Origin of the sequence: Pseudomonas sp. EA_105y_Pfl2_R69, assembly GCF_963970915.1 — a bacterium.
In the GTDB taxonomy this organism is placed as follows: Bacteria; Pseudomonadota; Gammaproteobacteria; order Pseudomonadales; family Pseudomonadaceae; genus Aquipseudomonas.
Window position 1 is genome coordinate 259,625 of record NZ_CAXAOO010000004.1, and the last position, 26,485, is coordinate 286,109.

The window sequence follows — 26,485 nt, forward strand, 5'->3', positions numbered from 1 at the left end:
CCTCTTCAGGACACCCCCATGCTTAATAACGATGTACTGCGCAGCCTGCGCTATATGCTCGACGTCAGCGATGCGCAGCTGAGCGAAATCATCCAGCTCAGCGGCAAGCAGGTCGCCCTCGACGAGCTCGCGGCCATACTCAAGAAAGAAGACGAAGACGGCTTTGTCGCCTGCGATGACGAGCTGATGGCCCACGCCCTGGACGGCCTGGTGTATTTCAAGCGCGGCAAGGACGACAGCCGTCCGCCCCAGCCGTTCGAGCTGCCGGTGACCAACAATATGGTGCTGAAGAAACTGCGCGTGGCCTTCGAACTGAAGGAAGACGACATGCACGCGATCATGCACAGCGTCGACTGTCCGGTGTCGAAACCGGAGATGAGCGCGCTGTTTCGCAAGTTCGGCCACAGCAACTACCGCACCTGTGGCGACCAGTTTCTGCGCAATTTCCTCAAGGGTCTGACCCTGCGCGTACGCGGTTGAGTCAGCGGCAAGCTGCCATGCCTGACCGCATGGCCTTGTATTTCCGGGGGCAATGATGACTGCCATGGTGCAGTCAGACGATTAGGGTAGTGGCACTCATCCGTTAAAAGGATTCGCCATGCACCCTTATTTCTCCCTGCAGGGCCGCACCGCCCTGGTCACCGGCGGCACCCGCGGTATCGGCAAGATGATCGCCAAAGCCTTTGTCGAAGCCGGCGCAACGGTCTACGTCTGCGCCCGTGATGGCGAAGCCTGCGCCCAGACCGCCGCCGAACTCTCGGCCTTCGGCACCTGCCACGGCATGGCCGCCAACCTGGCCAGCGAGGAAGGCGTGCAGGCCCTGGCCGCGCAATTGAGCGGCACACTCGACAAGCTGGATATCCTGGTCAATAACGCCGGCACCACCTGGGGCGCGCCCCTGGAAAGCTATCCGGCCAAGGGCTGGGAGAAGGTCATGCAGCTCAACGTGACCTCGGTGTTCAGCTGCATCCAGCAGTTGCTGCCGTTGCTGCGCAAGGCCGGTTCGGCGAGCAATCCGGCGCGGGTGATCAATATCGGCTCGGTGGCCGGCATCACCTCCCACGGTGAAGACGCCTACGCCTATGGCCCGAGCAAGGCGGCGCTGCACCAGCTGTCGCGCATGCTCGCCCGCGAACTGGTCGGCCAGCACATCAACGTCAACGTCATCGCCCCGGGGCGCTTCCCGAGCAAGATGACCCAGTTCATCGCCCAGGACGATGCGGCCATGGCCGAAGACTGCGCGCTGATCCCGATGCAGCGCTGGGGCCGCGAAGAGGAAATGGCCGCTCTGGCGATCAGCCTGGCCAGCACCGCCGGTGCCTATATGACCGGCACCATCATCCCCATCGACGGCGGCTTCCACCTCTAGTGGCCTGTACGGCGAGTTGGTTAACTCAAGTTCGGATGACTGAGGTTCTGAGGCAAGGCGCTGCGACGAGTCATAGCTGGCTATGGCGAGGAGCAGCAACGCAGTATCAGGGCCTCAGGAGCCGAAATTGACTAATTGAACTCGCCACACAGGCCACTAACCCCCCCCACGGGCGAGCCAGACCTTTGGTCAGCCGCCCGCGTCCAGCCAGCGGGCTCTGCTAGCGTTAACTTATCGAGGGGAGAGGCAACAACTTTAATTTCGCTACCCGGGGGCAGGAGATTGGTCATGGCTATCGCCGACTGGCGCTTGCAGGGCGTCGAATTCATTACCTGCAACTGCGACTGGGGTTGCCCCTGTCAATTCAGCGCACCGCCGACCCACGGCGACTGCCACGCGGTGGCATCGATGCGCATCGAGCGCGGGCATTTCGAGAAGGTCGTGCTCGATGGCCTGTGCTGGGCCGCCACCTTTTCCTGGCCAGAGGCCATTCACAAAGGCAATGGCAGCTGCCAGGTGTTTATCGATGAGCGTGCCGACGAGGCGCAGCGCCAGGCCCTGTTGACCATCCTCTCCGGCCAGGAGAGCGAGCCCGGGGTCAACGTGTTCCAGGTATTCAGCACCACCATGAGCGAGATGTTCGAGCCACTGTTCGTGCCCATCACGCTCTCGCTCGACGTCGATCAGCGCCTCGCCCACCTGGATATTCCAGGCGTACTGCAGGCCAGCGGCGAACCGATCCGCAGCCCCATCGACGGTACTCCCCAGCGCGCCCGCATCGCCCTGCCCAATGGCTTCGAGTTCCTCGAGGCGGAAGTGGCCAGCGGCAGTTTCCAGACCCAGGCCGCCCTCAAGATGCAGTCCAAGGATAGCCACAGCCACCTGGCCCATGTGCACTTCACCGGCCATGGCATAGAGCCCTGACGGTGAGTGATTTGCAGGCCGCGACGGCGAGCAGACGACCGAGTGGCGAGCAGCTGCTGTTCCTCCTCTGCCTGTGCGCACTGATCGGCCTGGCCTGGCTGGCGCTGCTACGCATGGCCAGCGGCATGAGTGCACCTGGGGGCATGGCCGATGCGGCGATGGCCGGCATGCCCATGCCCTGGAGCCTGGGCGATGCCCTGCTGATGTTCGCCATGTGGGCGGTGATGATGATCGGCATGATGCTGCCCAGCGCCTTGCCCATGCTGCTGCTCTATCAGCAAATTCTGCGCAAGCGCATGCCGACTACCCGCCGCCACCTGGCCCTGCTGCTATTCTGCGCTGCCTATGTCCTGGTGTGGACCGGCTTCTCCCTGGCCGCCACGGCTCTGCAATGGGCCCTGGAACAACTCGCCCTGCTCAGCCCTGAGATGCGCAGCAGCAGTAACCTGCTGGCGGCCGGGCTGCTGCTGGCGGCGGGTATCTACCAGTGGCTGCCGCACAAGGCGGTCTGCCTTGAACATTGTCGCGGGCCGCTGCACTTTCTCCTCGGCTACTGGCAACCCGGCCCACTCGGCGGCTGGCGCATGGGCCTGGCCCATGGTGCGTACTGCCTGGGCTGCTGCTGGGCGCTGATGGGTCTGCTGTTCGTGGTCGGGGTGATGAACCTGCTGTGGGTGGCCCTGCTCGCCGCCTATGTACTGCTGGAGAAGATCCTGCCCCTTGGCACCTGGATCGCTCGCCTGGGCGGATTGTTACTGATCGTCTGGAGCCTATTGCTGCTGTTGGGCCCGCTGCCCTGATTCTCCTGATTTGCGCCGTGAGCCTTAAGGCCGACAGGCATTGCAGGTAAGATGGCCCCCCGCTTCCGCCGGCCGCGCCGCCATGCCCTACTCCGTTTCGCCCATCGGCTTCGTCCGCTCCTGCTTCAAGGAGAAGTTCGCCATTCCCCGTCAGCCGCAGCTCGCCCCGGCCGCCCGGGGCATACTGGAGCTGGTTGCCCCCTTCGATAGCGGCGATGCCGTGCAAGGCCTGGAGCAGGTCAGCCATATCTGGCTGCTGTTTCTGTTTCACCAGGCCCTGGAAGACAAACCGCGCTTGAAGGTGCGCCCGCCACGCCTGGGTGGCAACCAGTCGGTCGGGGTGTTCAGCACCCGCGCCACCCACCGACCCAACGGCATCGGCCAGTCGGTGGTCAAGCTGGACAGGGTCGAACCCGGCAAGCTGTGGCTATCCGGCATCGACCTGCTCGATGGTACCCCGGTGCTGGATATCAAACCCTATGTGCCCTATGCCGACAGCGTGGCCGGGGCCTACAACCGTATCGCCGACAGTGCACCTAAGCTGATCGACGTGACCTGGCAGGCCAGCGCGCTGACCCAGGCGCAAAGCCATGGCCAGCGTCTGGGCGAGCCTCTGGTCGAGCTGATCGAACAGTGCCTGGCCCAGGACCCGCGCCCGGCCTACCAGCAACCCGACCCGGAGCGCCGCTATGGCGCGCGCCTGTGGGATGTGGATGTGCACTGGCACTACCCGCAACCCGGCACTATCTGCGTGCTGGACCTGGTCGCGGCCGACTAGCAGTCTGGATCGCGGCCAGGGCCACGCCTAGGGGGGCGGCCGCCGGCGATTGAAGTTGGCGTTTGCGCAACAAGCAGTACACACAAGGCTATTTTTGTCTTACATTCGACGTGAATTGTATACAAAAAAAGAGAGATTTTTATGCTCAAACGCCCCCCTCGCCTTAACGGCTTACGCCATCTGGCCCTGCTGGTCCCCAATCTGGAAGCCTGCGAGCGTTTCTATGTGGATATCCTCGGCATGCAGGTGCTGCACCGCGCCAACCCAGATCTGGTCTACCTGACCTGCGGCAACGACAACCTCTCCCTGGGCCGCGCCTACGCCGCCAGCAGCGGCGAGCAGGCCGTGGACCACTATGGCTTTATCGTCGACAGCATCGAGCAGTTGCACGCCTGGCATGCCTACCTCAAGGAACAGGGCGTGACCCTGCTCGACCACCCCTTCGCCCATGGCGACGGCGCGCACAGCTTTCACCTGCTCGACCCGGCCGGCAACAAGGTGCAGCCGATCTACCACCCGGCTATCTCCGGGCAACGCTTCAGTTCGCCCACCCCGGACTGAGCCGCCCCCGGCCAATCGAGGGCGCGGCCGCGCCGCGCCCTCCAATCACAGCGCCAACCGCCTGCCCGCGCAAAAGATTACAAGCGATAACAGCCGGTCGACACATGTCCTATGGTTAACTAGGCCACAGCAGGATCTACCGCTTACCCCAAGGTCCATTCATACAGTCTCAGTGAAGTATGCGCAGACGATGAAACGCACGCCTTATGTGCCCTCTGGCAACCTTGTCGACCTCCTCCTCGACGCCATCTGCGTGGTCGACAAGAGCGGCCACTTCGTATTTGTCAGCGCCGCCTGCGAGCGCATCTTCGGCTACAGCGCCGCAGAGATGATCGGCATGCCGATGATCGACATGGTTCACCCGGCGGATCGCGAAAGCACCCTGCAGGCCGCCGGCGAGATCATGGCGGGCGACAGCAAGCCGCGCTTCGAGAACCGCTATATGCGCAAGGACGGCCAGGTCGTGCACATCCTCTGGTCGGCGCGCTGGTCGGAGGACGATCAGCTGCGCATAGCCGTCGCCCACGACATCAGCGAGCGCAAGCGCGGCGAATCCCTGCAGGCGGCGTTGTATGCGATCTCCGAGGCAGCGCATGCCAGCCGGGATCTGCCCGGGCTGTTCCAGCAGGTACACCGGATCATTGGCCAATTGCTCCCAGCCAGCAATTTCTCGGTGGCGCTCTACGATGCGCAGCATGACCAACTGAGCTTCCCCTACCACGTCGACGAGCAACAGCCGGCACCGCCAGCGCAGCGACTCGACGCCCGTACCCTGAGTGCCGAGGTGGTACGCAGCGGCCAGACGCTGCTGCGTAATCTGGAGAACCTCGACCAGCTGCCCGCCCATATCCGCGCCCTCGACTGCGACGCGCTGGACTGGCTCGGCGTGCCGCTCAACTCGCAGAAGGGGGGCATGGGTGCGCTTATCCTGCAAAGCTACTCCCACGCCGCGCGCTACAGCGAAAGCGACACGGAACTGCTGCAATTCGTCTCGACCCAGGTGGCATCGGCCATCGAGCGCCTGCAGATGCTCGACCGCCTGCAATTTATGGCGCAATACGACCAGCTGACCCGCCTGCCCAACCGCGAACTGCTGCGCGACCGCCTGCAGATTGCCATGGCCAGGGCGCGGCGCGAGCGGCGGCAGCTGGCCCTGCTGTTTCTCGACCTGGACAAGTTCAAGCTGATCAACGACACCCTCGGCCACACCATGGGCGACCAGCTGCTGCAACAGGTCGCCCGGCGCATCCAGCAGTGCATACGCGAAGTGGATACCGTCGCCCGCTTTGCCGGGGATGAATTCGTGGTGTTGCTGGAGGATTTCCATGCCGCCGACCACGCCATCCAGGTTGCCGAGAAGATCCGCCTGGCACTCAATCTGCCCTACGACCTGGAGGGTCAGCCGCGGCGCGTACTGCCGAGCATCGGCATTGCCCTCTATCCGCGACATGCCGACGATCCCCAGCAACTGCTGATCCAGGCCGACAATGCCATGTATCTGGCGAAGAACAACGGCGGCAATCGTTATCAGCTAGGGCTGGAAAAGCACCTGCGCGGCGATACGCCGTAGCCCGCGGGGCTGGCCCTGAGGGTCCTAGAAAAAATGCCGCTCACCCTTTCGAGTGAGCGGCATTCGGTTGTGCCCGAGCCCTGCCTGGCAGGCTAAATCCTACTTCTCGACGAAGGCGCGCTCGATCAGGTAGTCGCCGGGTTCGCCCATGCGCGGCGAGATCTTCAGGCCGAAGCTGTCGAGCACCGCGGCGGTTTCGTCGAGCATGCTCGGGCTGCCGCAGATCATCGCGCGGTCGTCCTGGGGGTTGATCGGTGGCAGGCCGATATCACGGAACAGCTTGCCGCTGCGCATCAGGTCGGTCAGCCGGCCCTGGTTCTCGAACTCTTCGCGGGTCACCGTGGGGTAATAGATCAGCTTGTCCCTCAAGGCGTCGCCGAAGTATTCGTTCTGCGGCAGGTGCTCGGTGATGAACTCGCGGTAGGCCACTTCGTTGACGTAACGCACGCCGTGCACCAGCACCACCTTCTCGTAGCGCTCGTAGGTTTCCGGGTCCTGGATCACGCTCATAAAGGGGGCCAGGCCGGTGCCGGTGCTGAGCAGATAAAGGTGCTTGCCCGGCAGCAGGTCGTCGAGCACCAGGGTGCCGGTGGGCTTGCGGCTGACCATCAGTTCGTCGCCCGGCTTGAGGTGCTGCAACTGCGAGGTCAGCGGGCCATCGGCCACCTTGATGCTGAAGAACTCCAGGTGCTCCTCGTAGTTTGGGCTGGCAATCGAATAGGCGCGCATCAGCGGACGGCCATTGTCCTGCTGCAGGCCGATCATCACGAACTGACCGTTCTCGAAACGCAACCCGGTATTACGGGTGGTCTTGAAGCTGAACAGGGTGTCGTTCCAGTGATGGACGCTGAGTACACGCTCGACGTTCAGGTTGCTCATGCAGACTCCTCAGGAAACGCTGGACTAGGCTCGGTTGCAGCGGATTCTAGGCGGGCGCACAATATCTGTTAAGTTGATTATCAAGATATAGGTTATCGGTTATATAGATATGCGATTTACCCTCAGACAACTTCAGGTCTTCGTCACCGTGGCCCAGCAGGAAAGCGTGTCCCGCGCGGCCGACACCCTGGCGCTATCGCAGTCGGCCACCAGCACCTCGCTCAGCGAACTGGAGCGCCAGTCCGACTGCCAATTGTTCGACCGCGCCGGCAAGCGCCTGAGCCTCAACGCCCTGGGCTTGCAGCTGCTGCCCCAGGCGGTGGCCCTGCTCGACCAGGCCAAGGAAATCGAACGACTGCTGGGCGGCAAGAGCGGCTTCGGCTCGCTCAACGTGGGGGCCACCCTGACCGTGGGCAACTACCTGGCCACCCTGCTGATCGGCAGCTTTATGCAGCGCCACCCCGAGTGCCGGGTCAAGCTGCAGGTGCATAACACCGCCCATGTGGTGCAGCAGATCGCCCATTACCAGCTGGATATGGGCCTGATCGAAGGCGACTGCCAGCACCCGGATATCGAGGTGCAACCCTGGGTCGAGGACGAGCTGGTGGTGTTTTGCGCCCCCCAGCATTCCCTGGCCCAGCGGGGGCAAGCCAGCCTGGATGAGCTGTGCCGCGAGGCCTGGATTCTCCGCGAGCAGGGTTCGGGCACCCGCCTGACCTTCGACCAGGCCATGCGCCATCACCCCGGCAGTCTGAATATACGTCTGGAGCTGGAACACACCGAGGCGATCAAGCGGGCGGTGGAATCGGGCCTGGGCATCGGCTGCATTTCGCGCCTGGCCCTGCGCGACGCCTTCCGCCGCGGCAGCCTGGTGGCGCTGGAAACCCCGCAGCTGGACCTGCGCCGGCAGTTCTGGTTTATCTGGCACAAACAGAAGTACCAGACCGCCGCCATGCGCGAATTTATCGAACTGTGCCGGGCCCTGACCGCCGGCGTCGAACGCAGCGATCAGATCGTCTTGCCGACCATCGCCTGAGCACCTGCCTCGGCCCCGCTGCGCGTCGGCCAAACGGCGTTGAAAACGGCGGGTTCAGCCCAGCAGGATGATGGCCCACACCGCGGCGATCAGACCGAGGGCGGTGAACTGGGCGGCGCTGCCCATATCCTTGGCGTTTTTCGACAGCGGGTGCAGTTCCAGGGAAATGCGGTCGATGGCCGCCTCCACCGCCGAGTTGAGCAGCTCGACGATCAGGGCCAGCAGGCAGACCGCCACCAGCAAGGCGCGCTCCACCCGGCTGACCTGCAGGTAGAAGGCCAGGGGAATCAGCAGCAGATTGATCAGCAGCAGCTGGCGGAAGGCCGCCTCGCCGCTAAACGCGGCGCGCAAGCCGGTCAGTGAATAACCGCAGGCGTAAAGATACGTTTAAGGCCGTCTGGCCCTTGAATGGCGACATCAGACTTTATCCCCAACCGATAAGGCCGGCAGGCTACGCCAGGCACGACACAACAGACCCTAGCCGGCCGGAATCGACTCCAGTTGCTGCAAGAGCAGCGCCGCCTGAGTGCGGGTGCGCACCCCCAGCTTGCGGAAAATCGCCGTGACATGGGCCTTGACCGTGGCCTCGGAGACACTCAGTTCGTAGGCGATCTGCTTGTTCAGCAAACCGTCGCAGACCATGGTCAACACCCGGAACTGCTGCGGCGTGAGGCTGGCCAGGCCGGCGCTAGCGGCCTTGGCCTCGGCCGACAGGGCGATGGCTTCCTGGCTTTGCTGGGGCCACCAGACCTCGCCATCGAGAACCAGACGCACCGCTTGCTGAATGGTTTCCAGGGCACTGGATTTGGGGATAAAGCCACTGGCCCCGAACTCCCGGGAACGCGCCACTATGGTCTGATCTTCCTGAGCCGAAACCATCACCACGGGGATATGCGGGTACTGCCCGCGCAACAGCACCAGGCCGGAAAAGCCATAGGCCCCGGGCATGTTGAGGTCGAGCAGGACCAGATCCCAATCGGTCTTCTGTTCCAGACAGGCTTCCAGTTCGGCGATGCTGGCGGCTTCCACCAGCCGCACGTCGGGCCCCAGCCCCAGGGTCAAGGCCTGCTGCAGGGCACTGCGAAACAGCGGGTGATCATCGGCAATCAGGATTTCAAAAGCGGCCATGGCAGATCCTGTTCTTGTTATGTGAATACCCGTCGCGGGTACTGCTCAATGCACTCTAGGAGCCTGTCGGACTTAACACTGTTCTACTGCGGAAAAGCCGGAGTCGGCCATTTTTTCTGCTCTTTCTCGTTAAATAGCTCGCTATTCGCCTCGAAAGACCAACAAAACTGACGCGATCCGGACTTTCCCTCGCTACGAACGGTCAAGCCCGACAGGCTCCTAGACAATGCATCTTGGCATGCGGCGCGGCAGGCAAGCTGACCCGGCCGGCATAAAAACGACCCAGCATGCCGAGCCATGACGGGGTGGTCAAGCTCGGCGCTTTGCGGCACAGTCGACAACTTTGCCGAAGAGCCCTTGAGATGCCAAGCCACAGCCTGCGTGCCGACCTTCTGATGTTACTTACCGCCATGATCTGGGGCTCGGTGTTTGTCGCACAGCGCCTGGGCATGGACTCCATCGGCCCTTTCCTCTATAGCGGCCTGCGATTTGGCCTCGCCGCCCTGATTTTGCTGCCGGTTCTGCATCTGCTGCAAGGCCGGGCGCAGAGTGCGCCCCTGCCCGCGGTCAATCCCCAGATGCTGCGGGGCGGCATCCTCATGGGCCTGGCCCTGGCGCTGGGGATCAATCTGCAGCAGGTCGGCCTGCTGTTCACCAGCGTGACCAACTCCGGCTTTATCACCGGTCTTTACGTGATCATCGTGCCGCTGCTGGGCCTGTTTATCGGCCATAAAACCGGTCTGGGCATCTGGCTCGGGGCCTGCCTGGCGGTGGTCGGCATGTTCCTGCTCAGCGTCGGCGAAGGATTCCAGGTGGCCTCCGGCGACTGGCTGCAACTGGCCGGGGCCTTTGTCTGGGCCGTGCATGTACTGCTGGTGGGTTTCTTCGCCAGCCGCCACGACCCGCTGCGCCTGGCCGTGATCCAGTTCGTCACCTGCGCGCTGATCAGCCTGGCCCTGGCGCTGCTGTTCGAAGAGATTCAACTGCAGGCCATCATCGCCGCCGGCCCGGCGATTCTCTATGGCGGCATTCTCGGGGTGGCCATCGGCTTTACCCTGCAGGTGGTGGCGCAGAAGGACGCGATCGCCTCCCACGCCGCCATCATCCTCTCCCTGGAGGCGGTATTTGCCGCCATGGCCGGAGCCTGGTTCCTCGGCGAAGCCCTGGAGCTACGCGGCTATCTGGGGTGCGCACTGATGCTCGTCGGCATGCTGCTGGCCCAGCTCTGGCCGAAAAAGCCTGCCGAGCTAGCCAGTCAACTGCCTACAGAAACAGCCGCAAGTGCTGATGCAGGGCGTCGCTCAGGTCAACCGCGCGTGGAGCTTTAGCCGCCAGGTAATGCTGACTGAACACATCCAGGTAGGCGTTCAGCCCATCCGCGGCGCGCTGGTCGCCGGCCAGCTCCAGGCACAACGCGGCCACTTCGGCGGTGCACAGGTGATCGCCGCGGGTCGAGCGGCGCAGGCGATAGCGCGACAGCTGCTCGGGTTGCAGGCTGAGCACCGGCAGGCTGTCGAGGTAGGGGCTCTTGCGGAACATCTTGCGCGCCTCGGTCCAGGTGGCGTCGAGCAGCACGAACAACGGCCGTTTGCCTGGGGTGGGCCGCACCTCGCTGACCACCCGCTCGGGGGCGACATACTCGCCCGGAAACACCAGATAAGGCTGCCATTGCGGATCGTTCAGCAGCGCCGGCAACGCCGCATCGACGGCGACCCGCGACCAACCGAAGGCGCTGGTGTCCGCCACCACATCGGCGATCAGCCAGCCGGTATTGCTCGGTTTAAGCGCCTCGACATCGTGCATCAGCAGACACATGGCCGATTGCGCGGCGACCCGCGGCTTCCAGGCGCACAGACAATGGCTCTCGACCAGCCGGCAGGCCGGACAACGCAGTGAGCGGCTGCCGCGGGCGAGGAAGGGTTTCACGCTGCGGGCAATACGCGCGTCACGCAAACGGGCGACGGCATGGCTCATTGGCCAGCCACCGCACTGTACGGGGAAAGGGACATGTTCAATCCTGAGTCGGCAAGTGCGCAGTCTAACAAGGCCGCGGCCAACAGCGTACGCCCGAGAGCAGCGCAAGGAGTAAGATAGTCCGCACTGAACCTTGGCAGGCACCGACCTGTCGAAGGAGCGAATCGACTTAGGAGTACCCCATGCTGCGTTTGACCGGTCTGACCCTGGCCCTGAGCCTACCCCTTTTCGCCCAAGCCGCCTCGCTGAAGGATTTCGAACTGAGCCAGATGCTCGAAAAAGTGGCGCGCGAGAGCAGCGTGGGCACCCCACGGGCGATCAACGAGGACATTCTCGACCAGGGCTATAGCGTCGACGGCAATGAGCTGATCAACCACCTCAGCGTACGCGCCGAGCATGCCGGGCAGATGCGCGGCAACCCGGACGCCGTACGCGCGCAACTGGCCAACAGCGTCTGCCGCAACCAGGGTTATCGACAGCTGCTGGCACGCGGTGCGGCCCTGCGTTACGAGTTCAGCGAATACAAAAGCAACCGGCCGGTCACGGTCGAGCGCTTTACCAAGACCGACTGCGGCCTGCAGTAGGTTTCAGGCGCGCCGCTTGCGGCTGATCATCGTCGCGCAAATCCGCCAGCAGCGCCGCCATCTAACGTGAACGGCGCGCCCCACCGGCCAGACGCCGCAATCACTCCCCTTCCAGACTCAGCCGATTACCCTGCCCCCCTGCTGCTGCAGGGGGTACAGCTTCGGCTCGGCACCAGGGTCAACTTGACCAGGCCCGCCCTCCCTTTCCAGGCTGCACAGCGGTTGCGCACAGCCGAAGCGCTAGCGCAGGCAGCGTGGGTCGCCCTTGCCCTGCACCGCAGCCGCCTCATCGGCATCGAGAAAATCGCCTAGGGGCCTGCGCAGCAACCCGGCAACCGCTTGCAGCACATGGGCCCAGGTGGCGCTATTGGCGAACAGCATGCCGGCCTCATCCAGGGTGCCGCCACGATTACGGTAGCCAAGCACCGCATTACGCGGCCCGTCGCCGAGAATCGGCCACAAATGCCCGCGTGCCACCTCTGGGCGCATATGGGTCAGCAGTACCCGGTATGGGCAACTGGCCGGGAACAGGCGCTCGCTCAACTCACTAGGAGCGAGTGCGGTGTGCTCCCAGCGGTCACGCGGGGCACGGAAGCGCCCCGGTTCCTGCAGGTAAATCAGACGCCAGGCACAGCCCGCGGCGCTCAGACGAACGGCGGCACGCTGCATCTCGGCCAACTGGTAACTGCCGGTGGCGATCAGCAGCAAGGGCTGCTCGCCCTGCTGTTCGGCCAGCACAATGGCCCCGTCCTGCGCCAGCTGCTCGGCCTGTTCGCGGCTGAACACGGCCGGCCGTTCGCGCTTGGCGATCACCATGCAGGTCAGCTGGCCGCGGGCCTGGTAGATGCCCGGCAGCAACGCCAGTACCGTGTTGTGATCGGCAGGAAACACCACCCGAACCATATCGCTCATCTCACCGAGCAAGGCCTCGCAGAAGGTGGTGTCCTGATGCGATTGCTGATTCTTGCCGTTCTCCCAGGTGTGCGAAGTGGCCACCAGCGGCCAGCCCAGCCAGCCGGCAGGTCGCCCGGCCTCTTTCTGCTGCCGGGCGAAAATGATCCGCTGACGCATCGCGCCGAGCATCTTCACGCAGAAGGCCTCGTAGCTGGCCACCAGGTTCAAACCGCCCTGGTTGGCCAAACACGCGGAAACCACAGCCTCCTCGTTCAAGGCGGTAATGATTGCGCCATCCAGCGCCTCCAGCTCGCTCTCCGGCGTAGTAACCCGGTGTTTGAGCGCCTTGAGCACGCCGCCTAGGCGATTGCTGCCCAGCTCGTCGGGGTTGCCGACCCGGGGCCGCAACTGCGGATTGGCCTGCACCAGATCCACAAAAAAGCGATCCAGGGCCGACATCGGCGAACAGGCCGTATCGCGATACTGCAAGGCGGGCAGTTGCGCCTGCGACGGCTGACGCTGTGCCAGCGGATTATCCCGCTCCAGCGGGCGGGAACCTCTAGCCGCGAATAACGCACAGGCGTCAGCCAGTTCATCGGCGGCCACCCAGAGCTGCGCCGCATGCTGATTGAACAACTCGCGGGCAGCGCCATCGGTATGCGGGTTGGCCGGTAATGGCAGGTTATGCGCGGCATTGCTGCCCGCGCCGTAGAAACCGAAGCCCTTGAGCGTTTCGGCGATGCCGTAGGGCATCGGCAGGGGGTAGTGCAGCACGCCAGCGCGCAACTCCTGCACCCGATGACTCAGGCGCTGCTCCATCTCCCACAGCGCGCAGACAAAGGCAGCCGGGTCGCGGCCATCGAAACTCAGCGGATCGAAGCCGCAATGGCGCAGGTGCTCGCGGAAGTTATCCAATCCGGCGGGGGTGGCCAGCTCGGTGCGCTGCTCGATACGCCGACCATTGGCGATCATCAGCGGCATGGCCACGCCGCAGTCTTCGGCACGCCACCAGCGCGGCATCCAGTCACTGCCGCGCTGCTCCTCGGCCGCGCCATCGGACAGAAAGGCCACCAGCTTCTCGCCCGGCAGCGGCAGATGGGCGTACTGCAATTCGGCAAAGCCCAGGTAACCGCCCTCGGCGATACCGCCGGCGGTGTGCGGGTTGACGTGGCTACCCAGCGGTACGTCGACCTGACCTTCGGCGTTTTGCCCATAGCTGTAGAAATCCGCCACCAGCTGACTCATGCCGGCTTCGCTGCAGGGGTAGCGCTCGGCCTGCTCCGGGTGCTGATTGGCAACCAGCAGGTTGAGCGCCTCAATGGCCGCCACGCAGTGGCCCTGGCCCATCAGCCAGCCACGGGTCTCGCCCGTCAGGCTGTTCAGCGCCAGGTAGCCGGCATAGGCCGGGACCATATTCAGCGCACCGCCGGTGTGGCCCTCAGGTACCGCCTTGAAGTCCGCTGCCGCCAGGGCCGTGCCATCGAGGCGCACGCGCTGGGCGTAGGTCATATGCACCACCAGCCACAGCCCCGCCGCCGTCAGCCGATCAAGCGCGCGCAAGTGCCGGTAGACACTGGCCAGATCAGGTTGCACGCCGGCCTGCACCAATTGCTGGGCCAATCGATAGACCGCGGCGCAAGTCTGCGGACTATGCTGCAAGGGACCATAGCCGCGCTGCCAATCCGCGTAGGCGGGCTCGCTGCGCGCATGCTCGGCAAGCTCGTTGGCACTCGGAAATAGCTGGGTCATATCTGTGCTCCGATGATTTGCTACAAGTCTAGAGCGCGGGATCGGGACGGACGCTGACCTGTATCAAAACACCCACCCAGCTCATACGACAGCCTTGACGTCGAATAACTCAACTCCAGAAAAGGATTGATCTTATGGCCCTGCTCAACTTCCTCGGTGCCATTCAGCAGGTGACCGGTTCTTCTTATCTGATCGAAAGCCGCGACGGGGCCAGGGTGCTGCTGGACTGCGGCATGCGCCAAGGCCGCCGCGAAGAGGAAGAAGGCAATCGCGCCGCCTTTGCCTTCGACCCCCTCAGCCTGGACGCCGTGGTGATTTCCCACGCCCATATCGACCACACGGGGCTGCTGCCAAAACTGGTGGCCGCCGGCTACCGCGGGCCGATCTTCGCCACCGACGCCAGTTGTGAGCTGATGGAGCTGATGCTGCTGGATGCCGCGTTTATCCAGGAAAAGGACGCCGAGTGGGAGAACAAATGGCGGGCACGCATGGGCAAACCGCCGATCAGCCCGCTCTACACCACCGCCGATGCCGAGCAGACCCTGCGCCAGCGCCAGGCAGTGGCCTATGGCGCAACGCGGGAGGTGGCCAAGGGCGTGCAGGTGACCTTCCACGATGCCGGGCATATCCTCGGCTCGGCGATTGTCGAACTCGAGGTGCAGGACCACCACCTGACCCGCCGCCTGGTGTTCTCCGGCGACCTGGGCAATACCTGCTCGCCGCTGATGCATGACCCGGCCATCCTCGAGCGGGCCGACGTGGTGCTGCTCGAGTCCACCTATGGTGACCGCGATCACCGCTGCAGCAGCGACACCCTCGATGAGCTGGCGGAGATTCTGCAACAGGCCCATCGCGATGGCGGCAACGTCCTGATTCCCTCGTTTGCCGTGGGCCGCACCCAGGACCTGATCTACTACCTGGGGCGCTTCTATCAGGAAGGCCGCCTACCGCAACAGGCGGTCTTTCTCGACAGCCCCATGGCCATCAGGGCCAATGCCATCTACTCGCGCTTCCAGGACCAGTTCGCCCCCGAGGATCGCGCGGTGCTGGCGGCCAAAGGGGTCAAGCGCATCGAAGACTGGCTGCCCATACTGCGCTGCACGCCGACCCCGGAAGAGTCGATGGCGATCAACCGGATCAAGAGCGGCGCGATCATCATTGCCGGCAGCGGCATGTGCACCGGTGGGCGCATCGTCCATCACTTCAAACACAACCTCTGGCGCGACGATTGCCACCTGATCTTTCCCGGTTTCCAGGCCAAAGGCACCCTGGGACGCAACATCGTCGACGGTGCCGAGAACGTCAAAGTGCTGCACCAGCGCATTGCGGTAAAAGCCAAGATCCATACCCTCGGCGGCTTCTCTGCCCATGCCGGGCAGTCGCAGCTGATCGACTGGGTCAGCCACTTCGAACACCACCCGGAGCTGTATCTGGTGCATGGCGAACTGGAAAAAATGCAGGCCTTGCAACAGGCCCTGCGTGAACGCCTGAACTGGGTCGCCAATATTCCAGAGCCGGGCGAGCAGATTGCCTTGTGACAGCTGACTGAGCGGCGAGTCGGTCGTGGCCACAGGCTGGCGGGCAATATGCAAGCGCAGGTTACGATTGCCGCTCAAAGCAGCCGCAGCGAGCCATACTTGCAGGCAAGGCCGGGTCATGCAGGGAGTGCCGCGCCCGGCCTGTAACGACAAAGGAGACGTTGTATGCCTTATGAATCGGAAGACTACCTGTCCCGGCATTTTCAAATAAGCGGCATCGACCTGAACAGTAAAGTGGCAGAGCTGGCCCTGCTCGCGACACCACCCGACAGCCCCAACCTGACCCTGTATCAGGAAATGATCACCACCATAATCCGCATGGCCCAGGCCGACCGCAACCGCTGGGACGCCAAGATCATGCTGCAGACCCTGCGCGAGCTGGAACATGCCTTCAGCTCGCTGGAGCAGTTCAAACGCCGGCGCAAGGTCACGGTCTTCGGCTCGGCGCGCACCCCTCACGAGCATCCGCTCTACGCCCTCGCGCGGGAGCTGGGAGCAACCCTGGCCAAGCATGATCTGATGGTGGTTACCGGTGCCGGTGGCGGCATCATGGCCGCGGCCCATGAAGGTGCGGGCCTGGAAAACAGCCTGGGATTCAATATCACCCTGCCCTTCGAACAGGGTGCCAACGCCACCGTAGAAGGCACCGGCAACCTGCTGTCGTTCCACTTCTTCTTCTTGCGCAAGCTGTTCTTCGTCAAGGAAGCCGATGGCCTGGTGCTCTGCCCCGGCGGCTTCGGCACCCTGGATGAGGCACTGGAAGTGCTGACCCTGATCCAGACCGGCAAGAGCCCCCTGGTCCCCGTCGTGCTGCTCGATCAGCCGGGCGGCACCTTCTGGAAGAGCGCCCTGGAATTTATCGTCGAGCAACTGCAGGGCAACGGCTATATCCTGGCCAGCGACATGCGCCTGGTGCGCCTGGCCCACAGCGCCGAAGAGGCCGCAGAAGAAATCGCCCAGTTCTACAGCAATTACCATTCCAGCCGCTGGCTCAAGGAACGCTTCGTTATCCGCCTCAACCATGCCCTGAGCGAAGCGACCATGCTGCAGCTGAACAGCGAGTTCCGCGACCTGTGCAAAAATGGCGACTTCCAGCAACAGGCCTACTGCGACTCGGAGCGCGACGAACCCGAGCTCTGCCATCTGACGCGCCTGGCATTCGACTTCAATGGTCGCGACCATGGCCGCTTGCGTGAGCTGCTCGACCTGATCAATCAGCCGCAGCACTGGCTAGCAGAGCCCTGAAAAGGTGCCATACCCGCGGAGGTTTGTATGGGTGTGTTGCCGAGCGACTCTGCCCAAGCCCAGCATGGCGCTGCAATCAGCTTGTAGGGTGCGCCGTGCGCACCAGGAGCCCAGAGCCTAGGAGGGTTGTGCGCAGCCACGCACTTAAGCCGGAACCGTCGAAACTAGTCGTCCAGCGCCCCGCGCAGCAAGCGCCCGATCAAATCCAGCGGATAACCGCGGTAGCTGAGAAAGCGTCCCTGACGGGCCCGCTCACGGGCATCGGCGGGCAACTCACCGGCGAACTTGCGACGCCAGGTGTCTTCCAGTTGCTCACGCCAGTCAATACCGCTATCGCGCAGGGCCTGCTCGATATCGCTGCGCGCCAGGCCGCGCTGAGTCAGCTCTTCACGGATACGCAACGGCCCGTAACCGGCGCGCGCACGGTAACCGACAAAGGCTTCCAGATAGCGCGCCTCAGACAGCAGGCCTTCTTCAGCCAGACGGTCGAGGGCGGCTTCGATCAGCTCATCTGCCGCCCCACGGCTGCGCAACTTGCGGGTCAACTCGACCCGGCCGTGCTCGCGCCGCGCCAACAGATCCATGGCCGCCCGCCGCACCGCGACGGGGTTATCCAGAACGCTGGACATGGGACCGTGGATCAGGCGTCGGCCAGGTCATCGGCCGTGGAGTTGGCCTTGACCGTCGGGCTGACCACCAGCAGTTTCTCGCGAATCAGGCCTTCGACGGTGCGTGCCACTTCCGGGTTGTCTTCCAGGTACTTGGCCGAATTGGCCTTGCCCTGACCGATCTTGTTGCCCTGGTAGCTGTACCAGGCACCGGATTTCTCCAGCAGACCGAGCTGTACGCCGAGGTCGATGATCTCGCCGTTGCGGTAGATGCCCTTGCCGTAAAGAATCTGGAACTCGGCCTGGCGGAATGGCGGTGCCACCTTGTTCTTCACCACTTTGACCCGGGTTTCGCTGCCCACCACTTCGTCGCCTTCCTTCACCGCGCCGGTACGGCGGATGTCCAGGCGGACCGAGGCGTAGAACTTCAGCGCGTTACCACCGGTAGTGGTTTCCGGGCTGCCGAACATCACACCGATCTTCATGCGGATCTGGTTGATAAAGATCACCAGGCAGTTGGCGTTCTTGATGTTGCCGGTGATCTTGCGCAGCGCCTGGCTCATCAGGCGGGCCTGCAGGCCGACGTGCATATCGCCCATCTCGCCTTCGATCTCCGCCTTCGGCACCAGGGCCGCCACGGAGTCGATCACGATCACGTCGATGGCGTTGGAGCGCACCAGCATGTCGGTGATCTCCAGGGCCTGCTCGCCGGTATCCGGCTGCGACACCAGCAGGTCGTCGACGTTGACGCCGAGCTTGCCGGCGTATTCGGGATCGAGCGCATGCTCGGCATCGACGAAGGCGCAGGTGGCACCGAGCTTCTGTGCTTCGGCGATCACCGACAGGGTCAGGGTGGTTTTACCGGAAGACTCGGGGCCGTAGATCTCGACGATACGGCCTTTCGGCAGACCGCCAATGCCCAGGGCGATGTCCAGGCCGAGAGAGCCGGTGGAGATGGCCGGAATCGCCTGGCGATCGTGATCGCCCATGCGCATGACCGCACCTTTGCCGAATTGCTTTTCAATCTGGCCCAGGGCTGCCGCCAAGGCGCGCTTCTTATTCTCGTCCATTTAAGTCCTCACGTAATCAAGAAGGGCCAGCTAGCGGCCACCAACAACTGTATAAGTAGACAGTATTATTCCACAGGGCAAGTCGCCCGCCTACCCCGCGTTTGGATTTTCTTGCGCAAGCAGGCGCAACAGCCCAGCCAGTGCGGCCTCGACCGCTTGTCGGCGAACCTCGCTGCGATCCCCGGCGAACTGGCGGCGCACACTGAGCAGACGCTCGCCGTCGCCCCAGGCCAGCCATACGGTGCCCACCGGCTTGTCGGGCGAGCCGCCATCCGGCCCGGCCACACCGCTGACCGCCACCGCATAACGCGCCCCGCTATGAGCCTGGGCTCCACGCACCATGGCCTCGACCACCTCCTGACTCACCGCCCCGACCGTGGCGAACAGCGACTCGGGCACATTCAGCTGTTTGCTCTTCTGCGTATTGGAGTAAGTGACGTAACCGGCCTCGAACCACGCCGAGCTACCGGGAATCCGGGTAATCGCCTCGGCAATGCCGCCACCGGTGCAGGACTCGGCGGTCGTCACCTGAGCCTTGGCGGCAATCAGTTGCGCGCCCAGGTCGGCCGCCAGTTGGGTCAGGGCATATTCATTGGCAGTCATCTGCACTCCGGGGTTAAAGCCAGCCAGGCCGATACCGTACACTAGGCGCTTTTGCGATTCAGCCGGACAGTTAAAACGATGAGCCAAAGCGACCTCAGTTCTCACACGCCCATGATGCAGCAATATTGGAGGCTGAAGAATCAGCACCCGGATCAGCTGATGTTCTACCGCATGGGCGACTTCTACGAGATCTTCTACGAGGACGCGAAAAAGGCCGCCAAGCTGCTGGATATCACCCTGACGGCCCGCGGCCAGTCGGCCGGCCAGGCGATTCCCATGTGCGGGATTCCCTACCACTCGCTGGAGGGCTACCTGGCCAAACTGGTCAAGCTCGGCGAGTCGGTGGTGATCTGCGAGCAGATCGGCGATCCGGCCACCAGCAAAGGCCCGGTAGAACGCCAGGTGGTGCGCATCATCACCCCCGGCACCGTCAGCGACGAAGCCCTGCTCGACGAACGCCGCGACAACCTGCTGGCGGCGGTACTCGGCGACGAACGTTTGTTCGGCCTGGCCGTGCTGGATATCACCAGCGGCCGCTTCAGCGTGCTGGAAATCAACGGCTGGGAGAATCTGCTGGCCGAGCTGGAACGCCTCAATCCGGTTGAACTGCTGATTCCCGATGACTGGCCGCAGGACCTGCCCGCCGAGAAGCGCCGCGGTGCACGCCGTCGTGCGCCCTGGGACTTCGAACGCGATACGGCGCACAAGAGCCTGTGCCAGCAATTCGGCACTCAGGATCTCAAGGGCTTCGGCTGCGAGAACCTGAGCCTGGCCATCGGCGCGGCCGGCTGCCTGCTGGCTTATGCCAAGGAAACCCAGCGCACCGCCCTGCCGCATCTGCGCAGCCTGCGCCACGAGCGCCTGGACGATACGGTGATCCTCGACGGGGCCAGCCGACGCAATCTGGAGCTGGATATCAACCTGGCCGGCGGTCGCGACAACACCCTGCAATCGGTGGTCGACCGTTGCCAGACCGCGATGGGCAGCCGTCTGCTCAGCCGCTGGCTGAATCGGCCGCTGCGTGACCGGACCATTCTGGAAGCACGCCAGGAGTCGATTGCCTGCCTGCTGGAGCGCTACCGCTTCGAAACCCTGCAGCCGCAGCTCAAGGAAATCGGCGACCTGGAGCGTATCCTCGCGCGGATCGGTCTGCGCAATGCACGGCCGCGGGATCTGGCACGCCTGCGCGACGCCCTGGCCGCCTTGCCCACGCTGCAGATGGCCATGGCCAATCTGGAAGCGCCGCACCTGGCCGACCTGGCGGGCATCGTCAGTACTTACCCGGAACTGGCCGACCTGCTGGCCCGCGCCATTATCGATAACCCGCCGGCGGTGATCCGCGATGGCGGCGTGCTCAAGACCGGCTACGACGCCGAGCTGGATGAGCTGCAATCGCTCAGCGAGAACGCCGGCCAGTACCTGATGGACCTGGAAACCCGCGAGAAGGCCCGTACCGGCCTGGCCAACCTCAAGGTCGGCTACAACCGTGTGCACGGCTACTTTATCGAGCTGCCGAGCAAGCAGGCCGAGTCGGCTCCGGCCGACTATATCCGCCGACAGACCCTGAAAGGCGCGGAACGCTTTATCACGCCAGAGCTCAAGGAATTCGAAGACAAGGCGCTGTCGGCCAAGAGCCGCGCCCTGGCCCGGGAGAAGATGCTCTATGACGAGCTGCTGGAGCGTCTGATCAGTCATCTGGGGCCATTGCAGGACAGCGCCTCGGCCCTGGCCGAACTGGACGTGCTGAGCAACCTGGCTGAGCGTGCGCTGAATCTGGACCTCAATCGCCCGTGCTTTGTCGACGAGCCCTGCATGCGCATCGACCAGGGCCGTCACCCGGTGGTCGAGCAGGTGCTGACCACGCCGTTTGTGGCCAATGACCTGAGCCTGGACGATGACACCCGCATGCTGATCATCACCGGGCCGAACATGGGCGGTAAATCCACCTATATGCGCCAGACCGCCTTGATCGTGCTGCTGGCCCATATCGGCAGTTTCGTACCGGCGAAAAGCTGCGAGCTGTCCCTGGTCGACCGCATCTTTACCCGTATCGGCTCGAGCGACGACCTGGCCGGTGGCCGCTCGACCTTTATGGTGGAAATGAGCGAAACCGCCAATATCCTGCACAACGCCACAGAACGCAGCCTGGTGCTGATGGACGAAGTCGGCCGCGGCACCAGCACCTTCGACGGCCTGTCGCTGGCCTGGGCCGCCGCCGAACAGCTAGCCAAGCTGCGCGCCTACAGCCTGTTCGCCACTCACTACTTTGAATTGACCGTGCTGCCGGAAAGCCAGCCGCTGGTGGCCAACGTGCACCTCAACGCCACCGAGCACAATGAACGCATCGTGTTCCTCCACCACGTGCTGCCTGGCCCCGCCAGCCAGAGCTATGGCCTGGCCGTGGCACAACTGGCGGGCGTGCCGAATGAGGTGATTCTGCGTGCCCGTGAGCACCTGGCGCGCCTGGAAACCACCAGCCTGCCCCACGAACTACCGCCGACGCAGCCCGGCCAGACGGCCGCACCGATGCAAAGCGATATGTTCGCCAGCCTGCCACACCCCCTGCAGGAGGAATTACGCAAGATCAACCCGGATGATCTGACTCCGCGCAAAGCGCTGGAACTGTTATATACATGGAAGACACGCTTCTAACGCTTACCCGCGCGAACTGTTAGAATCGCGCGCATTTTTACCATTGCCCGACTTAAAGCCTGAGCCGTGGCCACTAACCCCAGCCTGCTAAAGCCCGCATAGAACGGTGCAGGCTGGCGCCCGAGGAGAGAATCAGAAATGACCTTCGTTGTTACCGACAACTGCGTGAAATGCAAATACACCGACTGCGTGGAAGTCTGCCCGGTGGACTGCTTCTACGAAGGCCCGAACTTCCTGGTGATCCACCCGGACGAGTGCATCGACTGCGCACTCTGCGAGCCCGAGTGCCCGGCACAGGCCATCTTCTCCGAAGACGAAGTGCCGGAAGATCAACAGGAATATATCGAGCTCAATGCCGACCTGGCGGAAATCTGGCCGAATATCACCGAGAAGAAAGAGTCCCTGCCCGACGCCGAAGAGTGGGATGGCGTGAAGGACAAGCTGCAATATCTGGAGCGCTAGTACTCGTCTGCCTGACACAGACTAAAAAACCCGCCTTGTGCGGGTTTTTACTTTTCTGCAGACAAAAAAAGGGGCGGCTCGCGCCGCCCACTCTTTTGTCCCTATTCCATCTATTTCCCAACTCATCATCCTGATGAATCGCATCTTGCGAGGTTCCTGACCATCGTCCTGACAGCCTGTGCTTGTCCCTAAGCACAGTTGCAATACTAGCCGCTTCCGCCGTCATCACAAGCCAGGGGAAACGTCAGACGGACACAGCAGACCAGGTAGACGTTAAAATTAAATACATATAAATCAATATCTTACATATAGATAACAGCACAGAAAGCCTTTATCTGGCCCATCCTTCCACCAATGGCTTACACCCCGTGTAAGCAATGACTTACATAAGCGCGCATAAAAAACCCGGCCTAGGCCGGGTTCGGTGTTGGGTCCAACCTTTACTGGAACAGCGAGTCACTCGACAAGCCATTCTTTTCCAGAATTTCGCGCAGACGCTTGAGCGCTTCGACCTGGATCTGCCGCACCCGCTCGCGGGTCAGGCCAATTTCCTGGCCGACCTCTTCCAGGGTGCAACTTTCGTGACCGCGCAGACCAAAGCGACGGATCACCACTTCCCGCTGCTTGTCGGTCAGTTCGGACAGCCACTGGTCGATGCTTTGCGACAGGTCATCATCCTGCAGCAACTCGCAGGGATCGGTCGGACGGTCATCGGTCAGGGTATCGAGCAGGGTCTTGTCCGAGTCCTGGCCCAGGGACACATCCACCGAAGACACCCGCTCATTCAGGCCGAGCATGCGCTTGACCTCACCCACGGGTTTTTCCAGCAGGTTGGCGATTTCTTCTGCCGACGGCTCATGGTCGAGCTTCTGGGTCAGCTCGCGCGCGGCACGCAGGTAGACGTTAAGTTCCTTGACCACATGAATGGGCAAACGGATGGTGCGGGTCTGATTCATGATCGCCCGCTCAATGGTCTGACGGATCCACCAGGTGGCATAGGTGGAGAAACGGAAACCGCGCTCGGGATCAAACTTTTCCACCGCCCGAATCAGCCCGAGGTTGCCCTCTTCGATCAGGTCCAGCAGGGACAGGCCGCGATTGACATAGCGCCGGGCAATTTTAACCACCAGACGCAGGTTGCTTTCGATCATGCGTTTGCGCCCAGCCGGGTCGCCCTTCTGCGCCAGGCGCGCGAAGAACACTTCCTCTTCAGGAGTCAGCAGGGGGGAAAAACCGATTTCGTTGAGGTACAGCTGAGTGGCGTCTAGCGCCCGGGTGTAATCGATGTACTTATGTTGCTTGCTGCTGGCCGTGGATGCTTTCGCTTTGCCGCGAGCAAGTGGCGCTTGCGCCTCATCATTAGAATCATCGTCAAGGACAATAGCAGGCTCCATCAGGAGCACTTCATCATCGACGTCAAACTCCGGCGCTTCTTTTTTAGTGAGAGCCATTTTTGTTATCCCTTGCTGAGTTCGACAGCAAGCTCGACGCTACCGGATCCCTGGCCGCACCCGAGCCTGTCCCTCCCACGCGATGGACAGGCTGGCGAAGATCAACGACGTGGCAGGTATTGCAATGGATCTACAGGCTTACCCTGACGGCGAATCTCGAAATGAAGCTTCACCCGGTCGGTTCCTGTGGAACCCATCTCGGCAATTGTCTGCCCGGCCTTGACCTTTTGCCCCTCCTGCACCAACAGCCTGCGGTTGTGTCCGTAGGCGCTCACGTAGGTATCGCTATGCTTGATGATCACTAACTCGCCGTAGCCCCGTAAACCACTCCCGGCGTAGACCACTGAACCATCAGACGCAGCAAAAACAGGCTGGCCCAATTCTCCGGCGATATCAATTCCTTTATTCAAACTACCGTTTGAGGAAAAACGCCCGATAACCGCACCGCTCGTCGGCCAGGCCCAGCCGCCTGCGGAGCGCTGTACCGGCTGTATCGGCGTGGTCGCCTGCACGACCTTGGCCGGCTTCTGGACCGTGGCCGGCGCACGCGCTGGCGCGGTCTGGGTAGAGATAATTGGCGGGCGCACCGGCACCGGAGTCGCAACCGGTGCGGCGGCAACCACCGGCGCACGGCGGGCCGGTTGACCATCGAAACGAATCACTTGCCCGACCCGAATCAGGTAAGGCGCGACAATACCATTGCGGGCGGCCAGGGCTTTCCAGTCCCAACCGAAACGAAAGGCGATGGAGTACAGGGTATCGCCGCGCTGCACCCGATACTGCCCCTGGGTCACGGGCTGGCGCTGTGCGACGGCGCGGTTGTTCCGATCGACCACCTGCACCCCACCCGGGGGCGGGCTGGCGCAGGCGCTGAGCAACGCGCCAAATACCAGACCAGCCAGCAGGTACCGGGTGCTGCTGTAGCTAATCCGCAACTGAATGGCTGTGAAACTCACCCGCTTCTCCCTTATCGGCTACTGGCGTCTTGTGACTGGCGCGTATTGTGCCGCAATTATTTGCCGCAACCACTGCTTTGCTGATCACGTCCAGCCACCCATTCCAGACCCAGTACCAAGAATACGCCGCCAACGGCCAGCAGAATGGCCAGCAGCAGCTGCGGGTCCTGGCCGCTGATCTCGGCAAAGCGCTCCGGCAACAGATTGCTCTGCAGCAACGGCAGCTGCTCGCCATGCCGGTCGGTACGCCAGGTCAGGGTTTCCTTCCAGGGCCAGATCTTGTTCAACGAGCCGAGCATCAGGCCGGTGAGAAAGGCTAGACTCAGGTCGCGCCAGCGCACCAGCAACCAGCGCAGCAGGTTGGCGAAGCTGACCAGGCCGACCAGGCAACCAGCGGCGAACACCGCCAGCAGGGTCAGATCTAAGCCCTTCACCGCCCCCAGCACCACCGAGTAGAGGCCCAGCAGCACCAGAATAAAGCTACCGGATATCCCCGGCAGGATCATCGCGCAGATGGCGATGGCCCCGGCGATAAACAGGCTGAACGGATCGCTGCCCAGCTGTACCGGCGAGGCCACGGTAATCCAGTAGGCAAAGCCACCACCGAGGGCGAAGCTCAGTGCCCGGCTCCAGTTCCAGCGCTGGATCTCCCGCGCCACCAGGTGCGCAGACACCAGAATCAGACCGAAGAAGAACGACCACACCGGTATGGGATGTTCGGCCAGCAAGTAGGTGATCAGCCGCGCCAGGCTCAGCACGCTGGTCATGATGCCCAGCAGTAATACCAGCAAAAAGGTGGCATTGGCCGCCCGCCAGGCGTCGGCAATACGCCCACGCAGCAGCAGCATGGCGGCGACCGGGATGCTGGCGATGGAACGCAGCAGTTCATCATAGATACCGGTAATAAAGGCGACGGTGCCGCCGGATACGCCGGGCACCACATCGGCCGCGCCCATGGCGATGCCTTTGGCGTAGAGCAGGAAATACTTCTTCATGGGTTCATCCGTAAACAATCGAATCAGGCCAGGGGCCCGTTGAGCAAGGGCACAAAACGCACCGCATCCAGTACATGACGCGAGAAGCCCTGCTCTTCACGCACGATCAGCAACAGCTCCTGCACATCGCCCGCCCCCACCGGAATCACCAGACGTCCGCCCGGAGCCAGCTGATCCAGCAGGGCCTGGGGCACATTGGCCGCCGCCGCCGTGACGATAATCCCGTTGTACGGGCCCAGGGCATTCCAACCCTCCCAGCCATCGCCCCAGCGAAACACCACATTGCGCAAGTTCAACTGCGCCAGTCGTTCCTTGGCTTTGTCCTGCAGGCCCTGAATACGCTCGACACTGAATACCCGCTCGACCAACTGGGCCAGAATCGCGGTCTGGTAACCCGAGCCGGTGCCAATCTCCAGCACCTTGTCCAGTGGCCCTGCCGCCAGCAGCAACTCGCTCATGCGCGCAACGATATAAGGCTGCGAGATGGTCTGGTTGTTGCCAATCGGCAGCGCGGTGTCTTCATAGGCGCGATGGGCCAGGGCCTCATCGACAAACAAGTGGCGCGGCGTGCGGCGAATGGCTTCCAGCACATGGGCGTTGGACAGGCCCTCTTCGTACAGGCGCTGGATCAAACGCTCGCGGGTGCGCTGCGAAGTCAT

Annotated in this window: 25 protein-coding genes and 1 pseudogene; 14 read left to right on the forward strand and 12 right to left on the reverse strand. The window is 63.0% G+C overall.

The window, feature by feature from the left end; all coding sequences use genetic code 11:
• Positions 1-18: 18 nt before the first annotated feature.
• The 7 genes from AACY13_RS13315 (at position 19) to AACY13_RS13345 (ending at position 6,002) form a co-directional block, all read left to right on the forward strand.
• On the forward strand, positions 19-480 hold the full coding sequence (locus AACY13_RS13315; protein ID WP_339462059.1) for a YehS family protein: 462 nt from the start codon (positions 19-21) through the stop codon (positions 478-480).
• Positions 481-598: 118 nt separating this feature from the next.
• On the forward strand, positions 599-1,369 hold the full coding sequence (locus tag AACY13_RS13320; RefSeq protein ID WP_339462060.1) for an SDR family oxidoreductase: 771 nt from the start codon (positions 599-601) through the stop codon (positions 1,367-1,369).
• 288 nt (positions 1,370-1,657) lie between these two features.
• Entirely contained in the window at positions 1,658-2,293 is a 636-nt protein-coding gene (locus AACY13_RS13325) for a DUF1326 domain-containing protein (RefSeq protein ID WP_339462061.1), read from the forward strand.
• Positions 2,294-2,295: 2 nt separating this feature from the next.
• A complete protein-coding gene (locus tag AACY13_RS13330; protein ID WP_339462062.1) occupies positions 2,296-3,093 on the forward strand; it encodes a DUF2182 domain-containing protein in 798 nt (265 codons plus the stop codon).
• Positions 3,094-3,175: 82 nt separating this feature from the next.
• Entirely contained in the window at positions 3,176-3,871 is a 696-nt protein-coding gene (gene tsaA / locus AACY13_RS13335; protein ID WP_339462063.1) for a tRNA (N6-threonylcarbamoyladenosine(37)-N6)-methyltransferase TrmO, read from the forward strand.
• 141 nt (positions 3,872-4,012) lie between these two features.
• The gene (locus AACY13_RS13340; RefSeq protein WP_339462064.1) at positions 4,013-4,432 is read left to right on the forward strand and encodes a VOC family protein; all 420 of its coding nucleotides are present in this window, start codon (positions 4,013-4,015) and stop codon (positions 4,430-4,432) included.
• A 190-nt stretch (positions 4,433-4,622) separates the two neighbouring features.
• A complete protein-coding gene (locus AACY13_RS13345) occupies positions 4,623-6,002 on the forward strand; it encodes a diguanylate cyclase domain-containing protein (protein WP_339462065.1) in 1,380 nt (459 codons plus the stop codon).
• Between the two features lie 99 nt (positions 6,003-6,101).
• Here AACY13_RS13345 and fpr read toward each other — a convergent pair whose 3' ends face one another.
• Positions 6,102-6,881: a ferredoxin-NADP reductase gene (gene fpr, locus AACY13_RS13350; RefSeq protein ID WP_339462066.1), complete on the reverse strand. Its 780-nt coding sequence runs from the start codon at positions 6,879-6,881 to the stop codon at positions 6,102-6,104.
• 109 nt (positions 6,882-6,990) lie between these two features.
• Here fpr and AACY13_RS13355 point away from each other — a divergent pair, with 109 nt between their 5' ends.
• On the forward strand, positions 6,991-7,917 hold the full coding sequence (locus AACY13_RS13355; protein WP_339462067.1) for a LysR family transcriptional regulator: 927 nt from the start codon (positions 6,991-6,993) through the stop codon (positions 7,915-7,917).
• A gap of 54 nt (positions 7,918-7,971) precedes the next feature.
• Here AACY13_RS13355 and AACY13_RS13360 read toward each other — a convergent pair.
• Positions 7,972-8,335, reverse strand: a pseudogene (locus tag AACY13_RS13360) (diacylglycerol kinase).
• Positions 8,336-8,394: 59 nt separating this feature from the next.
• Entirely contained in the window at positions 8,395-9,045 is a 651-nt protein-coding gene (erdR, locus tag AACY13_RS13365) for a response regulator transcription factor ErdR (protein WP_339462068.1), read from the reverse strand.
• Positions 9,046-9,407: 362 nt separating this feature from the next.
• Here erdR and AACY13_RS13370 point away from each other — a divergent pair, with 362 nt between their 5' ends.
• Positions 9,408-10,373: a DMT family transporter gene (locus AACY13_RS13370; protein WP_339462069.1), complete on the forward strand. Its 966-nt coding sequence runs from the start codon at positions 9,408-9,410 to the stop codon at positions 10,371-10,373.
• On the opposite strand, the gene AACY13_RS13375 is transcribed toward AACY13_RS13370, so the two are convergent.
• Positions 10,309-11,019 carry a tRNA-uridine aminocarboxypropyltransferase gene (locus AACY13_RS13375; RefSeq protein WP_339462070.1) on the reverse strand — a complete coding sequence of 237 codons (711 nt, stop codon included), beginning with the start codon at positions 11,017-11,019 and terminating at the stop codon, positions 10,309-10,311. The genes AACY13_RS13370 and AACY13_RS13375 overlap by 65 nt on opposite strands.
• A gap of 182 nt (positions 11,020-11,201) precedes the next feature.
• On the opposite strand from AACY13_RS13375, the gene AACY13_RS13380 reads away from it, so the two are divergent.
• On the forward strand, positions 11,202-11,603 hold the full coding sequence (locus tag AACY13_RS13380) for a quorum-sensing-regulated virulence factor family protein (RefSeq protein ID WP_339462071.1): 402 nt from the start codon (positions 11,202-11,204) through the stop codon (positions 11,601-11,603).
• Positions 11,604-11,843: 240 nt separating this feature from the next.
• Here AACY13_RS13380 and AACY13_RS13385 read toward each other — a convergent pair whose 3' ends face one another.
• A complete protein-coding gene (locus AACY13_RS13385) occupies positions 11,844-14,246 on the reverse strand; it encodes a xylulose 5-phosphate 3-epimerase (RefSeq protein WP_339462072.1) in 2,403 nt (800 codons plus the stop codon).
• A gap of 134 nt (positions 14,247-14,380) precedes the next feature.
• Between AACY13_RS13385 and AACY13_RS13390 the strand changes: the two genes are divergently transcribed.
• Positions 14,381-15,784: an MBL fold metallo-hydrolase gene (locus AACY13_RS13390; RefSeq protein WP_339462073.1), complete on the forward strand. Its 1,404-nt coding sequence runs from the start codon at positions 14,381-14,383 to the stop codon at positions 15,782-15,784.
• A gap of 165 nt (positions 15,785-15,949) precedes the next feature.
• The gene (locus AACY13_RS13395; protein WP_339462074.1) at positions 15,950-17,029 is read left to right on the forward strand and encodes an LOG family protein; all 1,080 of its coding nucleotides are present in this window, start codon (positions 15,950-15,952) and stop codon (positions 17,027-17,029) included.
• A gap of 164 nt (positions 17,030-17,193) precedes the next feature.
• On the opposite strand, the gene recX is transcribed toward AACY13_RS13395, so the two are convergent.
• From recX to AACY13_RS13410, 3 genes are all read right to left on the reverse strand, one after another.
• On the reverse strand, positions 17,194-17,658 hold the full coding sequence (gene recX, locus AACY13_RS13400; RefSeq protein WP_339462075.1) for a recombination regulator RecX: 465 nt from the start codon (positions 17,656-17,658) through the stop codon (positions 17,194-17,196).
• Positions 17,659-17,669: 11 nt separating this feature from the next.
• Positions 17,670-18,707, reverse strand: a complete 1,038-nt coding sequence (gene recA, locus AACY13_RS13405) for a recombinase RecA (RefSeq protein WP_339462076.1) — start codon at positions 18,705-18,707, stop codon at positions 17,670-17,672.
• 90 nt (positions 18,708-18,797) lie between these two features.
• Complete coding sequence (locus AACY13_RS13410) at positions 18,798-19,310, reverse strand: CinA family protein (RefSeq protein WP_339462077.1); 513 nt, start codon at positions 19,308-19,310, stop codon at positions 18,798-18,800.
• Between the two features lie 78 nt (positions 19,311-19,388).
• On the opposite strand from AACY13_RS13410, the gene mutS reads away from it, so the two are divergent.
• Both mutS and fdxA read left to right on the forward strand, forming a co-directional pair.
• Positions 19,389-21,962, forward strand: coding sequence for a DNA mismatch repair protein MutS (gene mutS / locus AACY13_RS13415; protein WP_339462078.1), 2,574 nt, complete (start codon positions 19,389-19,391; stop codon positions 21,960-21,962).
• A 138-nt stretch (positions 21,963-22,100) separates the two neighbouring features.
• Positions 22,101-22,424, forward strand: a complete 324-nt coding sequence (gene fdxA, locus AACY13_RS13420; RefSeq protein ID WP_274086771.1) for a ferredoxin FdxA — start codon at positions 22,101-22,103, stop codon at positions 22,422-22,424.
• A 440-nt stretch (positions 22,425-22,864) separates the two neighbouring features.
• On the opposite strand, the gene rpoS is transcribed toward fdxA, so the two are convergent.
• From rpoS to AACY13_RS13440, 4 genes are all read right to left on the reverse strand, one after another.
• Positions 22,865-23,875: an RNA polymerase sigma factor RpoS gene (gene rpoS, locus AACY13_RS13425; protein WP_339462079.1), complete on the reverse strand. Its 1,011-nt coding sequence runs from the start codon at positions 23,873-23,875 to the stop codon at positions 22,865-22,867.
• A gap of 101 nt (positions 23,876-23,976) precedes the next feature.
• The gene (locus tag AACY13_RS13430) at positions 23,977-24,831 is read right to left on the reverse strand and encodes a peptidoglycan DD-metalloendopeptidase family protein (protein WP_445262577.1); all 855 of its coding nucleotides are present in this window, start codon (positions 24,829-24,831) and stop codon (positions 23,977-23,979) included.
• A 56-nt stretch (positions 24,832-24,887) separates the two neighbouring features.
• Positions 24,888-25,826: a DUF368 domain-containing protein gene (locus AACY13_RS13435; RefSeq protein WP_339462080.1), complete on the reverse strand. Its 939-nt coding sequence runs from the start codon at positions 25,824-25,826 to the stop codon at positions 24,888-24,890.
• A 23-nt stretch (positions 25,827-25,849) separates the two neighbouring features.
• Complete coding sequence (locus AACY13_RS13440; RefSeq protein ID WP_339462349.1) at positions 25,850-26,485, reverse strand: protein-L-isoaspartate(D-aspartate) O-methyltransferase; 636 nt, start codon at positions 26,483-26,485, stop codon at positions 25,850-25,852.

Bases quoted from the DNA above. Each gene is read 5' to 3' on its own strand.
- AACY13_RS13440 (WP_339462349.1), bottom strand. From the start codon at position 26,485: ATGACTTCGCAGCGCACCCGCGAGCGTTTGATCCAGCGCCTGTACGAA.
- AACY13_RS13355 (WP_339462067.1), top strand. From the start codon at position 6,991: ATGCGATTTACCCTCAGACAACTTCAGGTCTTCGTCACCGTGGCCCAG.
- AACY13_RS13370 (WP_339462069.1), top strand. From the start codon at position 9,408: ATGCCAAGCCACAGCCTGCGTGCCGACCTTCTGATGTTACTTACCGCC.
- fdxA (WP_274086771.1), top strand. From the start codon at position 22,101: ATGACCTTCGTTGTTACCGACAACTGCGTGAAATGCAAATACACCGAC.
- AACY13_RS13325 (WP_339462061.1), top strand. From the start codon at position 1,658: ATGGCTATCGCCGACTGGCGCTTGCAGGGCGTCGAATTCATTACCTGC.
- AACY13_RS13410 (WP_339462077.1), bottom strand. From the start codon at position 19,310: ATGACTGCCAATGAATATGCCCTGACCCAACTGGCGGCCGACCTGGGC.
- AACY13_RS13315 (WP_339462059.1), top strand. From the start codon at position 19: ATGCTTAATAACGATGTACTGCGCAGCCTGCGCTATATGCTCGACGTC.
- mutS (WP_339462078.1), top strand. From the start codon at position 19,389: ATGAGCCAAAGCGACCTCAGTTCTCACACGCCCATGATGCAGCAATAT.
- AACY13_RS13380 (WP_339462071.1), top strand. From the start codon at position 11,202: ATGCTGCGTTTGACCGGTCTGACCCTGGCCCTGAGCCTACCCCTTTTC.
- AACY13_RS13435 (WP_339462080.1), bottom strand. From the start codon at position 25,826: ATGAAGAAGTATTTCCTGCTCTACGCCAAAGGCATCGCCATGGGCGCG.
- recX (WP_339462075.1), bottom strand. From the start codon at position 17,658: ATGTCCAGCGTTCTGGATAACCCCGTCGCGGTGCGGCGGGCGGCCATG.
- rpoS (WP_339462079.1), bottom strand. From the start codon at position 23,875: ATGGCTCTCACTAAAAAAGAAGCGCCGGAGTTTGACGTCGATGATGAA.
- AACY13_RS13320 (WP_339462060.1), top strand. From the start codon at position 599: ATGCACCCTTATTTCTCCCTGCAGGGCCGCACCGCCCTGGTCACCGGC.
- AACY13_RS13385 (WP_339462072.1), bottom strand. From the start codon at position 14,246: ATGACCCAGCTATTTCCGAGTGCCAACGAGCTTGCCGAGCATGCGCGC.
- erdR (WP_339462068.1), bottom strand. From the start codon at position 9,045: ATGGCCGCTTTTGAAATCCTGATTGCCGATGATCACCCGCTGTTTCGC.
- recA (WP_339462076.1), bottom strand. From the start codon at position 18,707: ATGGACGAGAATAAGAAGCGCGCCTTGGCGGCAGCCCTGGGCCAGATT.
- tsaA (WP_339462063.1), top strand. From the start codon at position 3,176: ATGCCCTACTCCGTTTCGCCCATCGGCTTCGTCCGCTCCTGCTTCAAG.
- AACY13_RS13345 (WP_339462065.1), top strand. From the start codon at position 4,623: ATGAAACGCACGCCTTATGTGCCCTCTGGCAACCTTGTCGACCTCCTC.
- AACY13_RS13375 (WP_339462070.1), bottom strand. From the start codon at position 11,019: ATGAGCCATGCCGTCGCCCGTTTGCGTGACGCGCGTATTGCCCGCAGC.
- fpr (WP_339462066.1), bottom strand. From the start codon at position 6,881: ATGAGCAACCTGAACGTCGAGCGTGTACTCAGCGTCCATCACTGGAAC.
- AACY13_RS13340 (WP_339462064.1), top strand. From the start codon at position 4,013: ATGCTCAAACGCCCCCCTCGCCTTAACGGCTTACGCCATCTGGCCCTG.
- AACY13_RS13395 (WP_339462074.1), top strand. From the start codon at position 15,950: ATGCCTTATGAATCGGAAGACTACCTGTCCCGGCATTTTCAAATAAGC.
- AACY13_RS13390 (WP_339462073.1), top strand. From the start codon at position 14,381: ATGGCCCTGCTCAACTTCCTCGGTGCCATTCAGCAGGTGACCGGTTCT.